Here is a 14,488-nt window from a genome sequence, read left to right as displayed (position 1 = left end):
CTAAAAATGCTGATAAATATTTCATATTAATTCGAATTGTTCGTTTTTGATTATAGATTCTGCTTTCTTTGTCCCGATGTCTTTTACTTTACCTAAGAAATCGGCCACTCCATACGTAAGATGTGCCCCCCAATCGTGCATCTCTCCAGTCGCGAGATTGACTGAACAGGAACCGTTGGAGTCTTCGTATAGTGGATTTCGTAAATCGGTCACAAACCCTTGCGAGTTCGCAGTCGAAGGATCGAATTCGCCAATGTACTTACTGTAAATGTCGATAACGATCTTCCCACTACTCTTAAAGTTAGAGTGGTCAACCTTTCGTTTCTTCGGTTCGACACATTGGAATGTCCAGTGCAAAAGTTTAGGCATACAATAGTCGGGGTACTCATGATTGGAAGGTTCAAGACTGTTATTAGCGAGTCCCTTTAGGCTTACTTGAAATTTCCGTTTATTCCCTTTTTCGTGAATCGAATTCTCCGTGCGTATTAGAGAGTTGGTCGAGTACAATGCAGGGTCAGTATTTTCAAGTGCCTTCTTCGCGGTGACGATCCCTTGTTCATCGTCTGGCGGGGGTTCGTTAAAGGTGGCTTCATAAACCTGAAAGAGCGTTTCACGATCGAAGAAATTAGGGTCACTAATGCCATTACCGTGACGAACATCACTGGCTATACGGTGAGCAATGTTGTAGAACAATTTCCCACGGCCAGCGTAATCTTTCGCCCATCCTACCGGACTTCCAAACAGACGTGCGTCGACCGCAATGTGGATCGACTTGTTCCCTGAATAGTAGAACTTCATGTGATCGGTGTAACCAAAGCGGTGAGCGATCAACCACGAATCTTGGATAGCTTCGTCGAGGCTGTCACGGTCAAGCTCTACCCAAATATTAGGGGTGTAAATCATAGTGTTATTACCGCCAACACTACCGGTCTTATCGGCTTGTCTGGCCCAACGGTAACAGTGTTGATATGTTGAAACGTGTTGGTCTTTCTTACGCTTACGTTTGAGCTTTCTTACGTGGGCGTTTAATTGGTTGGCTGGGATGAAATTCCCTCGTTTGTAACGGGAATCACACACTTCATAATACATTTTATCCATCCGGTATTGAGTGTGGATGGCTCCGCCCATAAATTGCGGGTTCTCGAATTCTTTCCAATTGTCCATTATCAGTTTATACACTCTCTCTTCAGGCATACCATAACGTTTGGTAATCAATGAAGGTTTGATGTACTTCAATTCTTGTATCTTGTTTCTTATTTTTCTCATCGGTTGAAGAGTCTACTGATTAACCTTGTCGCTGAACCTTTGTGTAGTAGGTCACCACTGTAATAGTGAAGAGGAACGTGAGTATCTTCGTAGCGGTCTTTCGAGTCGATCTTCAGGCCCTTGCCGGATAAGAAGCGTTTAAGGATTTTGGATTGTTTACGGGTGATCCCATCGTCCATCCATTCTTCGACGTCAGCCATCTTCGTGTTGTAGTTATTGTCAGCAAAACGGTCCGCGTTGTTGATAGCGCCGGATAGAGAACCAAAGGTGTTGAGGTTCCTCGTTTCCTTCTCTTTCATGTCGTACTCAGACAGATCGTATTGCTCTAACTGGTTGGTGGTCACTACAAGAATCTTATCTTCCATTGGAAAGGAGATTTCATAATGCTCGTCGGAAATTTTGGACCACGCTTTGTTCGAGTGTAACTGAATTTCATCGGGGATAGAAGTAACTGATGATAGGGAAGACTTACTTCGTCTAACCGCCAGTTCAATGTCATCCAAATTCTTAATCTCAGAGACATCGATTTGGTGTTCCTTCTGCTTATCGTCAAGTACCTCGACAACGTCCTTATAGAATTTCTTCTTCGGCTCCGTAGACATGTCAGGGTGGAGACCAAAGAGAGAGGAAGGGGTACAGGCCGACTTATCAATTGTAACGTCGTGAAAGTCAATTACTTTACAATACGGTTTCTGTGAAAACTGCATAGCCAACGCCCGTTCCTTCGATGTGTTGAAGGCATCAACTAAAGAGTCAGATGATGGACGAAGACCACGACCTAAGATTTGTTGGTATAGGAGTTGTGATCCAATGGGACGAGCCAGAATGATAGTCGTTGTATCCGGCGCGTCGAATCCTGTAGTGAGGGTAGCATAATTAAAGAGAACCTTAATCTTACCGGCCTTATAGTCGGCGATGTATTGTTTTCTCTTTTCCTTTGGAGTGTTCGCTTCGATCGTTGCCGAAGGGACCCCGTTAATGTTGAATAGTTCGGTCAGTGTTTTTGCATGATCCACCGAGGCGGTGAAACAGATGGCTGGCTCTTCGTCCGAGTATTCCTTGTACGCTTTAAAAATCTGTGCGTTACGGTCAGGGTTATTAACTGCGGAGTTAAGATCACGTTGAACAAATTCTCCACGGTTCTTTTTGACATGTGAAATGTCGGTGTCGGTATCCACTCGGATGAATTCAAAATCGGTAAGCCATCCGTTCTGTAATGCCCATCGTAAATCAAACTTCTCAATGATGTCATCGTACAGAATGTTTAGTGGTTTACCATCGGGACGATTAGGTGTCGCCGTCATTCCAAATAAGAGCTTATCGGAATCGAAATTGTCTGGGCCAACTTGAAGGTAATTTAAAGACCTGATCCAGCTATCGGAAATTGACTTGTGTGCTTCGTCAACAATAACCATCCCAAACTCGTCAGGGTCAAACTTCTTGATCCTACGCGAACCTTTACGGCCAATGGTAGGGATAGATGTAATGACGATGTCGTCCTTCTTTGAGAACTCATGATCGTTCATTTCAATCCCAATGTTCCAATCGGGATTTGCTGTAACAAAAGATTTACGTGCTTGGTATGCTAAGTTAATTTCGTCGACAAGAAACATCGCTTTTTTCTTACCGCGAACATGCTTGCGAAAAGCGTCTACTAAAAACGTTGATGTATAAGTTTTTCCAGTTCCGGTTGCTGACTCGAATAGTTGCCGTCTAATACCACGGTCATACGAATCTATTGATTTGTCAACAACTGCTTGTTGATAATCACGAGGGGTGATTGTTAGCATTGATATAAGGGGGTTTGGAGGTTATGCGTTAAATATATGGGTCTTATGAATTGGATGCAAATGGTATTGGATGTTTTTTAAGTTAAGTGTATAAGTAGATTTTGCTCAAAAATCTGCTTACAATAACCAACTCAATAACCGTCCCGTTAATAACCGGACGGGGTTCACTCATATCACATCATTAAATCGTGCTTCACGGACATTGAGCGGAGCGAAATGGGTGGTTTTTCAAACCACCACAATTAAGGGGTTCGACTCCCCGCACCTCCACAATACATTTAAAACTCAAGCCAAAGTGCCTTATAAGGTGCTTTGGCTTTTTTATTTTGGCTAATCTGGGCGGGTTTTATGACTTATTTGGTGACCAATTTCTGTAAAATCATGGAATCTAAAACGGACTAATGATCTTTGAATTTAAGTAGTAATTCAGATACTATGAGACATATTTTTAACTTACTCAGCCAATGAAAATAACTAAAGATATAAAAGCCACTGAAGAAGAGATCGAAGGTCTTGAAATGCACTCGGTCGTAAATATTATTTCCGTTATCAGCAGCCAGCTGTAGCTCATACAAATGGAGACAGACAATCCCGAGTTGTTGGATCCTGTCATCAGTAGAGCTTTAGAATTTGCCGATGCCAGTCATTCCAAGGATAAATCGGTTTTTAATGTTGAGTCCCTCAGGAAATTTGAGGAGGATATCAATGAAACTCTTAACAATCTCAAAACAAAGCAACCTGTATTAAATGATGGTTCTCATGTTGATGAATACTCAAAGATCCTTAAAAATGTCTTTGATGTATTTGAGGTCCGTTTAAAAGAGATCATTCAGCGTTGGGAGGACCCAAATGCCTGGATCCCGATTCGGGTTAGGAATTTCGTAGATGATTTCAAAGAATTCTTCTATGCTATGGAAAAGAATAGCAAAGGTAGGTATAAGATCATTTACAATATTGCTGAACAGGATGAGAAGGATTATCTGGTAAATTTTGCCATTAACAGCGAGGGAGAGGAGATCATTTACATGCCACTGATCCTGAAGGATGTGATCAGAGATCTCATTGCTAATGCCAGAAAATATACGCCGCCGGGTGGGGATATCACCATTGGTATCTCGCAAAAAAATGGGGTCTTTAAATTTGTGGTGGAAGATACGGGCTACGGCATTCCCGAGGATGAGATCGAAAAAGTGGTTGATTATGGATACAGAGCCAGTAACGTAAAGGACACGGTTCGTACTATGGGTGGCGGATTTGGTTTGACCAAGGCCTACTATGTTGTGAATGAGCTAAACGGGGATATGTGGATAGACTCAGAAGCAGGTGAAGGGACTAAGATCAAAGTTGAAATTCCGATTCCTGAGATTATGGGTAGGTGAAGTTCCGTTAACAATCAATTTGAGTTACATTTTACCTCGTCACGGTGCTCTGCTCCGTGATGCCTGATGGAGGCCCTGACTCAACCTAATACTTCAACCTCGGTGTGGCGTATTATCTGTCTGATCTAATGGTGTTTTCGAATTCGTTAGCATTAGCTTCCTTTACTTGCTCAGGCTATTTAATATAATCACCTTACTTGTTCTTTTGTACCTAAAAAGAACCAAAAACTCCCGACTGCGAATGACCGGATGACCGTTAAATAGGTTTACGATTTTTCTCTCTCGTCAAGGTGCTATATTTCGTGAGGTATTTCAGCTCCAAAACGACTTGGAATTCAGAAACGGGAACAGATGGGGGTGATTGTTTATGTCAATGCTCATCCTGAAGCATTTTATAATATTTAAACGATAACAATGCCTCATTTCTGTTATAATCCATCAGAATAAAACGACATTCACTTTTGGAATATATGATTCTGATGAAGATCGAACGCATACCACGATTACTCTCACTGTTTGCCTTGCTGTTGTTTGTATCCTGCAACAACACTGCAGACTATAAGGCAGATGATCTAGCCACAGCCAACCGGCAGTTAGAACAGGAAAGAACTCAAACTCTGCAGTCACTGGAGCAGGAGCTGACCCACAGCGAGGTCTGGAAACTGGTGGAACTTGGTTTGTGGGAAGAGGCAGAAGGTTATCTGGATGAATTGGATGATTCGGACGAGACAAAATTGGTCAGGGCCGGCCTGGACTTTAAAAAACACAGATATGAAAATGCTGAGGCATTAGTAAATGAGGTGCTGGAAACCAATCCTTCTCATAAAAAAGCCCGTCTGTTGAAAGCGGATCTTGAGATTCAGGCATGGCGACTTGATAATGCTGAGGAGATCGCTGATGCCATATTGCGTGAAAATGAATCGGATGCAAAAGCAGGAGTCGTAAAGGGCAGGGTAGCGCTTCTGAATCGTGATTATGAGGAAGCATTACAGTGGGCAAAGGATGTTCAGGATTGGGATCCCGCACTGGCTGAGGGCTATCTGTTGGAAGGAGAGGTGCTTTTTTGGGATCAGGATCCTGCAGCAGCTGAGCCTGCACTTCAAAAGGCACTTGAGGTTAATCCATTCAATGCGGATGCACGGTTTAGCTATGGGTATGCGGTTTGGAGAAGAGTAGATGCGACTCAGCTCGATAATATGGCCGGCCAGTGGAATCTGGCTTTCGAGGTTAACCCTTTGCATTACCTGGCACACTGGCATTTTGGAAATGGTCACACCAACCTGACCTATGCTGATTATGCAACTGAGTCCGATGATGAAGTTCGGGAAAAGTTGCAAGAGGCAGATGCGCTCTTGGCTCAGGAACGCGTGGGTGAAGCGATCGAGTTGACCCGAAAGGTCAGTGAGGAATATCCTGAATCAGTCCTGCCGGAAATGATGCGGGGTTCATTCTATTATATGTATTACAGCATGGATAGGGTAGAGCGACTGGATTCGGCCGAAGTTCATTTTCAACGAATCCTGGACCGGAAAAAAAATTATGGCCCGGCACACAATGCCTTGGCTGCAGTCATTAAACAGCGACAATTTCAATATCTCGAAGAGTATGAAGAACTAGAAGAGATCATAGATAACACTGCTATACCTAAAGAAGGATCAGTGTTCTATGAGGTCTTTAAGGATGCTGAATACTACCCCGGCGATCGTGTAAAAAAAATGATCTCTCAGCAGATCGGCCCAAGTAAAGCCTATCTGGACATGATCCAGAAATTTGATTCTGATTTTGCTATTCCACCTCTTCATATCGATCTGGCTATCGCTATGGACAGGAATTATTTCAGATTTGGAACCACCTTCGATAATCGGCAGTGGATGGATATTAGAGGGGTTGGCAGTGGAGCCACCGGTATTGAATATCTTGAAAGAGGAGCTCACCTTGAACGTAATGTACTGGCTCATGAATATGCCCATCTTTATCACGGCAGGATATTAACTGATGCAGAAGACCGACAGATCCGTGCACTATATTATGATGCGATGGCTAATAATAAGACATTGGATTACTATGCATCCAACAACGAAAGTGAATTCTTTGCTCAAGGATATGCAGGCTTTCTTGCGGAGAAAAAGGTTCACCCACTGAATCATAAGTCGATGAATACACAGGAATACATCTTGGAAAAGGACCCGGATTATTATTCATTTCTGGAAGACCTTCTTCAGAAACAAGAGGAATATCTGGCGGGAAATGAGGAGGTACTGGCAGATAACTGGTCACAGACCTATCTGACCCTGGCTGAAAGAGCTAATAATGACCCCTCTCTTGCAGCATCTTATTTGGATACAGCCCTAACGTATAGTCAGAATTATGTACCTGCCTTACTTGAATATTCACAGGTTCATGCCCGTCAGGGAAATTATGAGGAGGCTCAATCTTTCATTCAAAAAGCTAAAGATATAGATGATACGTATGCACCTAATTATGTTGATGAAGCAAACATCATTCATCATCAGGCTTTAAATGGAGACCTTGATTTTGATGAGGCTTTAGAAAATCAAAATGATTTACTGAATCAGGCGAAAACACTTGAGGGTGATCTGGCTGAAGCGGCACAGCTGAACCGACTGATGCGCGAGAGGTATTTGGACTATGGTAAAGTTGCGATGGCTCTGAGTACAGCAGAAGAATATGTTGCCTCTGCGCCTACTATTTCGACTTATCTGACAGACCGTAAGGAAGAAGCAGAGACCTTTGTAAATGAGTTAAAAAGCCGGCTCGGATATTCTGCTGAAGTCACACCATACTTCCGGGATCTTCTGGGGCAAAATCCACAAGACTTCAGTCTTCGATCCACTTATGCCGATGTTCTAATGAGGCAGGATCTGAGTGATGAATCTTTGGAAATTTTGCAGGAAGGTCAGAGAATTCTGGAGTCGGCTGGTAATAATATTGCGGGATACCGGTTAAGGATCGCCAGGATCCATGCACTGAATGGGAATAATGACCAAGCTCAGGAATCTCTGGACAAAGCTGGTACAGATGAACTCAGCACACAGGATAAGTTATTGCTGGCCGAAGTTTACGGGTTACTATCCGAGATCGATAGAGGAATGGAACTTGCGGCTGAACTGGAAAATGATCAGATATTGCCTATTTTTGTGGCAGAAGTCGCTGCTCTAAAAGGAAAATTGGCTGCTATGAAAGATGATAATGAAAGTGCTCAAAACTCATATCAGCAGGCCCTGGAATACAATCCATTTCATCTTGAGGCAAGATCAGCTTTGGTCGAGATACTAAATGAAACCGGAGATCAGGCGGAAGCCGAAGCATTGACCGAAGAGGCCGGAAGCCTTGAAATACCACTGGGACCTGACTTTACCGCAAACAATAATTAAAAGTTAACACCACCATTTTCTTTATGAAATACTTACTGAACCTGTTTTTTATTTTAACGGTACTTGTCAGTCTGAATCACTGTACCAATCAAACTGCGAATGAGAATTCTGATGCTGATACTGAAATTACTGTGCAGCAGACCTATATAGATGAAGTAGGTGACCTGACAGGTAATGAAAGGATCCAACAGGCTTTGGCACATATCGAAGAGGTCGATGAATTTACCGTTCGAAATCAGATCATGATCACTGAAATTCCAGCGCCCCCGTTTTTGGAACAGCTTCGAGCAACAAAATATGCAGAGATGATGACCGAACTGGGTCTGGAACAGGTTCGAATTGATGATGAAGGCAATGTGATCGGTGTTCGTCCAGGAACGGAAGGTGATCGAAATATTGTGATCTCGGCCCACCTGGATACCGTTTTTCCTGAAGAAACTGACGTTGAAGTGGAGGTTAGAAATGACACTTTATTTGCTCCTGGAATTACTGATGATACCCGCGGATTAACCGCCTTACTTACCTTGATCGATACCTATGAAACTCTTGAGATATCAACCCGGGATAACATCTGGTTTGTAGGTACGGTTGGTGAAGAAGGTGTTGGTGATCTCAGAGGAGTAAAGCATTTATTTGAAACTGAAGGCGATAACATTGATGCGTTTATTTCCATAGATGGGAGCAGCGATTCCCGCATCGTCAATCAGGCGCTCGGTTCACACCGTTACAGAGTGACGTTTGAGGGACCAGGCGGACACTCGTGGGGTGCTTTTGGGATCGGGAATCCGGCTCATGCCATTGGCAGGGCTATTGCGATCTTTGAGGATAAGGCCTCAGAATTTGTTAAAACCGGCCCAAGAACCAGCTATAACGTTGGGCGTATCGGCGGTGGGACATCGGTAAACTCGGTTCCTTTCGAAAACTGGATGGAAATAGACATGCGATCTGAAAGTCAGGAGAGTCTGAAGCAGATCGATGCTCTTATGCATGAAGCTATTGATGAAGCTTTGAGGGAGGCAAACAGTATCAAAACAGAAGGACCTGACTTAACAGTTAATGTTGAGATGATCGGAAATCGTCCTTCAGGTACCATCGAATCATCCACACCTTTGATCCAAAGAGCATTAGCAGTGACTGAACATTTTGGGGATGAACCGGATCTGGCTCGTTCTTCAACGGATAGCAACGTTTCGATCTCAATGGGTATTCCATCCATGACCATAGGTGGTGGTGGAAGCAGCGGGGGCTCACATTCTCTGGACGAATGGTGGTTCAATAATGAAGGCTACAAGGGAATTCAGAGAGCCTTTTTGATCTTAACGGCAGAAGCAGGGATAGCGGACAAATGAAAAGACAGAATTACGGTTTCGGAGCAGAGTGGGAAAACAAAGTTGGTTACAGCCGGGCTGTTCGAGTCGGTGATCAGATCTTTGTATCGGGAACCACTGCTATTAATGATAAGGGCAATGTGGTAGGTAAGGGTGATCTGTATACTCAAACGGTTCAATGCATTAATAACATTGAGAAAGCCCTTTCTAAAGCAGGAGCTTCACTGAAAGATGTGGTCAGAACAAGGACTTTTGTAACGAATATTGAAGATTGGGAAGCTTTTGGTAAAGCCCATGAAGAATACTTTGGCGCAGTTAAACCCGCAGCCACGCTCGTTGAGGTCAGTAATCTTATTCATCCGGACCTGATCGTGGAGATGGAAGTGGATGCAGTTATAGGCACATCAGATCAAAACCAGACCTGAGCACTGAAAGAAGGCTGAAAGCCCAGATCATAGACATCCACAGGCTGGGAAGTAAGTCGGCGCTGATTCTGTGGAACAGAGGTGTCGATCACCAAATTCAGCTCACGATACCAGGTGTTATTTCTGTCTAGGACATTGAATACGGAAGCTTTTAGCTCAATATCGGTAGGGCCTACGGATCCTGAGTATTCAAGGCCTGCGTCCAACCGTTGATAATCGGAGAGGCGCTCCTCACTTTCAATTCGTAAAAAATACAGTCGATTAGGTGTACCGGATGCGTAATTAAAGCTCAGGAATGAGGTTAAATTGGATGTTATATTGATCTCAGCTGAGCTGGTAAGACTGTGGGTCTGATCCCATTGGGCATAGAACTCTTCACCGTTCAAGATCTCAGGATTGTTGAAGGTGGCTTCAGATAAGGTATATGAATTAGTGAGTGTAATAGGTCCAAATTGGTTCCTGAACATGAATTCAACACCTTTAGAAGTTCCTTTATTTTTGTAAAGCCATGGCAGGGCGTTAAAACTATTGGTAAGCGTTTGGGAATTGATCTCAAACAATCGTGCGTTGTCTAGAGATTTATAATATCCCTCGACCTGAAGCAAGCCCCACGATCCCATACGGATGTACATTCCAGCGGTGTAGTAATCCGAGGCTGTTGGCGGTTGTTGATCTGTGCTTACTACCCAAATATCAGGACTGCTCACATTGTAGAACGATAACCGGTGTGTAAACTGGTAATTTTTACTATATCCCAATCCAAATGAAAGTGGATGGTCATCTAGTATTTTCAGTTTTATCCTGGGGGAGAAGTAAACTTTGGAAATGTCAGTGTAGTAATGGAGCCGGCTTCCGATATGAAGATTCAGAATATCCCACCCGGTATGATCAAGTTGGCCATATACATCGATCAGGCTGGATTCAAATTCATTCAAGAATGCCGGTCGATCAAAAGACTCCTCAAAATATTCACCTATAAAATATTGATATGAAGCTCCAAAGGTCCAGAAACCTGAGGGCAGACTCAGGTCAAAACTTTGGTCAAATTTGATCTCATTGAATACACTTTTATTCTCCAGGGGAAAGGTAAATACCTGTACGTTAGTGCCTCCTGAATCGACCCTATTGTATACAAAGTCATCTTTTTTAAATTCTGTGTTATAAATACTGACAGCCGTCAGGGTTTGACTGTACAACTTTGAAGAGATCGGTGTTTTATAAGATATACTGGAGCTGAAATTTCCCCACTTGTTCAGAGTTTCAACATTCTGAAGGCTGAAACGATCCAAAGGATTATTCGGGTTGAATCGTCGAACCAGTCGCTCCGCATCCTGTGAAACGTTATCAGCGCCATAGTAGGCTCCAAAGGTAAGCCTGCCTCCATACTTACTTTCATAATATAGTTTGCCATGCAGATCATAAAAGAGTGCATCATATTCACCGGGGTTTACAAGGCGTGACTGTAAGTCGGTCAGATTATCGCCCATAACTTCACTGGGTCGGTCAATATTCAACCCATAGGCGATTAGGTCCTTGTTTCCCAGCCAGTCTACAATATTCATGGTTGATGTTCTCCCGGAAAAGAGAAAACTGCTATTCCCGGCTCTAAGTGGCCCTTCAACGGTGGCATTGAAAGCCGTGTTACTGAGACCTCCAGAACCTTTAAACTGATTCATGGAACCGGTTTTGGTAAGCATGGAAAGTGTACCGCCCGGTGAAGATGGAAACTGAGCCGGTGTTACGTCATAGAAGAAACCTGAGGTTTGCAGAGCATTCGGGTTGAAGCTGTCCAGTAATCCAAACAGGTGGCTTTGGTTATATATTGTGATCCCATCGAGAAGGATCTGAGTAGCATCGGGCGAGCTGCCGCGAACGGTGATACCATTATTTATGGCGGGACCGTTTGAGACCGAAGGAAGTGATTGTAAGGCCCGGGTCGTATTATTTTCTCCGAAAGGACTAAGGACACCGGTGTTTATAAAATTTCGGTAGATGCTGTCAGAGCTTGAAGGATAGCTAAATCCTGTGATCACGATATCCTGTCCCTTGACGGAAGTTGGGGAGAGCCGAATGGTTACGTCCTCAAATGATGACCCCTGTCGGAGATCGAGTGTGATCTCATTGCTTTCATAGCCCAGATATGAGCTTTTAAGAGTAAAATCAGGACTTCGCACCGTTGTATTGATATTGAAAACACCCGATGAATTACTTGCTACTCCGTTGGTTTTATCGCCTGTTTTCCAGAATAGTGTGGCATAAGGCAATCTTTCACCGCTTTTACCGTCCACAACCTGACCGCTGATGGTTATTGTGGGTGTATTACTGTCTTTTTGGCGATATAGAACGATCTGCCTTCGTTGATCATCAGATTCTATAGCGATCTGATAAAAGGTTAATTCTGCTTCCAGATCCTGGATAAATTCATTTCGGTTTGTTTCAAGTGTGATTTTGATATCGGAGACCTGTGATTCTCTGTACAGGAACCTGTAATCAGTTTTATTTTCTAAGGTGTGAATCACATCGATCAGCGGTACTGACTGAAAGCTGAATTGAGCCATAGCAGGAAATGAAAAAGCTGCCATAATTATCCCCAAAAAGACCGAATAGAAGAAGTTTTTGATCATCAATTAAGAATCGGCTTTAAATTCGTAAGAATTGCTATCAATTTTCGTAAAGTTGCCACCCAGTACAAGTTCGAAATCACGTAGCACAGCATCAATATTGTCTAATTCGATCGATCCACTGAGAGTTTCGTCTTCAATGGATTCTGAACTCTGAATTCTAATATTATAATGCTGTTCAAGTTCATTGAAAATATCGCCCACACGGTCGTTACTGAATACAAGTTCGTTATTCAACCAATCTTTAAAGACCTGAGGGTCTTTTTGAATAATTTCAGGTGAAAGAGTATTTATATCGATTCTGGAGGATTCACCTGGTTCAAGAACAACAGAATTGCCTGAATCTAGGGACTCAAACTTAATACGCCCTTCTTCAAGATACACATTTGAGGTGTTTCCCCATTCGCTTAAAACAAATTTTGTACCGAGTACCTCAACTTTCGATCGTTCGGTTTCAACAGAAAAGATTCTCTGTGGATCTGAGGTCACATCAAAATAAGCCTCTCCTTCCAGTTTATAAAACATTTTGGCATCACCTTCCTCAATTGCAAAGATCTTAGAGTAGGGTCGGAGACTTACAGTTGAACCATCATTTAGAGTGACTTGACTAATTGAAGCAAAACTTTCACCGATTAGAGTTGACTGGGGTTGATCCTGAAGCAGGAAGCTTCCGACAATGGCTGCGATAAGGATCGAAGCCGCAATAGCAAAACGCCTGATTGCGGGTGAAAAGTTTAGAATCCTGCCTTTGGCATTCTCTGAACCTGATTCATTGATCCTGCTTTCTATGGAATCCCAAATGCTAACTGAATTAATAGTCTCTTTTTCCCTCTCTTCGACAGATCTTTTATAATTGAAAAGGTCAATGAGCAAAGAATCCTCTTCAGCATCCAAGGTCTTCAGATCGGGCAAAACTTCTCCGATTCTTTTTGCCAAAAGAAGATCAGGATCGTTAGGAGGTAATATGTTAGGGTTGTTTGCCATATAAATAACCGGGTAAGAGTTACTTACCCGGTATTATTGAATTTTATTGACTAGTTGTCATCATCATTATCATCATCGTCGCTGTCATCGTTCTCGTATTCGAATTCGATCTCATCGGCGATAAATCTGGTTTGATCTTGGGGACTAATGTATCCTTCAACTTCAGCATAAACTACAGTACCTGCTTCCAGAGCTACTGCAACTTCTTCCAGAGTTTCAATCCCTTCGTCGCCTTCTACTTCGGTTCGACCGGTAATGATCACTAAGATATCGTTGCTGAGAAGAACGGTTCTTTCAACGGTATCAATTTCGCTGACCATCGCTTCCAAGTCATCTTCATCATCGGTAACTATACCTGTTTGGAGGTTTACTTTGAAGATCTTCGCCAAGTTCTCGAATCGCAGCAGAGCAGTTCCATCACCATCCATCTCAATAGTTCCTGAAACGGTTTTGGTTGACTCGTCACCATTATTATTTTTGTAAAGACTCATTTCGTAAGTCAAAGTACCGGTAACACCTTGTTCTAGTGAGCCATAGTATGCTACGGTGTCCTTGTTGATCTGGACATCGAGTAAATTGATCTCGTTTACGAATGAACGCTCAAAGGTATCACCATTTCCACGGACACCTGTTATCGAGCCATTGCCTGTATGTTTTCCATCCAGTGTAAGTATAGATGTGGCATCGCTGACGCCGGTGATCGCAAAGGTATCAGCTCTGCTGAAATCAGAGGAGCGGAAATTACTGGTTTTGTCTCCATTTCTGTTGGCTGTAAACTCAATGTTCTCGATACGGTCTTTATTTACTCGAGGCATTGCAATGAATTGATCATCAATATCGGTGAAAATATAGGTTAAAAGGGCCGAGATATTTTTCTCGAAATTAGGTTTAACTACACTTCGGTCAAAACTCAAAGTGTGGGTACCTGTGGCAGGATCATATTCGTAATTGAAATTACGTTCATTGCCTCTTCCGGAATAATCATCGTCATCATCGTCATTTTTAAAGGATGTATTCTCTTGGGAAAAACCATCACTTGAAACCGTAGCCAGTGCATCATTCAAACTGGAAAATACGCCGTCATTATCATCTGAAAGGGCTTCTCCCATGATCTGACTTGCTGCCTCCATTTCTTCCGGAGTCAATTCATTGTTGTTGAGTTCACTGGATACATCTCCGAGGCTACAAGCTGAGAAGATCAGTGCTGAAGTAAGAATTAATCCGGTTGCTTTTGATAAGTTCGTTATTAGTGCTTTCATGATTAAAAATTCGTTGTTGGTGTTCACAGATATTACACATT

Annotated in this window: 9 protein-coding genes; 4 read left to right on the top strand and 5 right to left on the bottom strand. The window is 42.9% G+C overall.

Annotated features, from left to right (window positions below; translation table 11 throughout):
* Positions 1 to 21: 21 nt before the first annotated feature.
* Positions 22 to 1,266, bottom strand: coding sequence for a hypothetical protein (locus tag ACKGJO_RS06450; RefSeq protein WP_411322590.1), 1,245 nt, complete (start codon positions 1,264 to 1,266; stop codon positions 22 to 24).
* Positions 1,263 to 3,056, bottom strand: coding sequence for a DEAD/DEAH box helicase (locus ACKGJO_RS06445; protein WP_411322589.1), 1,794 nt, complete (start codon positions 3,054 to 3,056; stop codon positions 1,263 to 1,265). Before ACKGJO_RS06445 ends, ACKGJO_RS06450 begins: the two co-directional genes overlap by 4 nt.
* 575 nt (positions 3,057 to 3,631) lie before the next feature.
* Between ACKGJO_RS06445 and ACKGJO_RS06440 the strand changes: the two genes are divergently transcribed.
* The 4 genes from ACKGJO_RS06440 (at position 3,632) to ACKGJO_RS06425 (ending at position 9,583) form a co-directional block, all read left to right on the top strand.
* Positions 3,632 to 4,435 (top strand): sensor histidine kinase, encoded by an 804-nt coding sequence (locus ACKGJO_RS06440; RefSeq protein WP_411322588.1) that lies wholly within the window; start codon positions 3,632 to 3,634, stop codon positions 4,433 to 4,435.
* A 470-nt stretch (positions 4,436 to 4,905) separates the two neighbouring features.
* A complete protein-coding gene (locus ACKGJO_RS06435) occupies positions 4,906 to 7,830 on the top strand; it encodes a tetratricopeptide repeat protein (protein WP_411323282.1) in 2,925 nt (974 codons plus the stop codon).
* A 23-nt stretch (positions 7,831 to 7,853) separates the two neighbouring features.
* A complete protein-coding gene (locus ACKGJO_RS06430) occupies positions 7,854 to 9,179 on the top strand; it encodes a M20/M25/M40 family metallo-hydrolase (RefSeq protein ID WP_411322587.1) in 1,326 nt (441 codons plus the stop codon).
* A complete protein-coding gene (locus ACKGJO_RS06425) occupies positions 9,176 to 9,583 on the top strand; it encodes a RidA family protein (protein ID WP_411322586.1) in 408 nt (135 codons plus the stop codon). Before ACKGJO_RS06430 ends, ACKGJO_RS06425 begins: the two co-directional genes overlap by 4 nt.
* Here the strand turns inward: ACKGJO_RS06425 and ACKGJO_RS06420 are convergent.
* The 3 genes from ACKGJO_RS06420 to ACKGJO_RS06410 are packed head-to-tail and all read right to left on the bottom strand — an operon-like array spanning position 9,568 to position 14,447.
* Positions 9,568 to 12,165 carry a TonB-dependent receptor gene (locus ACKGJO_RS06420; protein ID WP_411322585.1) on the bottom strand — a complete coding sequence of 866 codons (2,598 nt, stop codon included), beginning with the start codon at positions 12,163 to 12,165 and terminating at the stop codon, positions 9,568 to 9,570. The two genes, ACKGJO_RS06425 and ACKGJO_RS06420, sit on opposite strands and share 16 nt — an antisense overlap.
* A gap of 45 nt (positions 12,166 to 12,210) precedes the next feature.
* The gene (locus tag ACKGJO_RS06415; RefSeq protein WP_411322584.1) at positions 12,211 to 13,188 is read right to left on the bottom strand and encodes a FecR family protein; all 978 of its coding nucleotides are present in this window, start codon (positions 13,186 to 13,188) and stop codon (positions 12,211 to 12,213) included.
* Positions 13,189 to 13,238: 50 nt separating this feature from the next.
* Positions 13,239 to 14,447 carry a hypothetical protein gene (locus ACKGJO_RS06410; protein WP_411322583.1) on the bottom strand — a complete coding sequence of 403 codons (1,209 nt, stop codon included), beginning with the start codon at positions 14,445 to 14,447 and terminating at the stop codon, positions 13,239 to 13,241.
* Between the last annotated feature and the right edge of the window lie 41 nt (positions 14,448 to 14,488).

The organism is Gracilimonas qinghaiensis, from assembly GCF_046602855.1.
GTDB lineage: Bacteria > Bacteroidota > Rhodothermia > Balneolales > Balneolaceae > Gracilimonas.
Note: the sequence above shows the minus strand (reverse complement) of the source record. Positions and strands in the feature narration are given on the sequence as shown.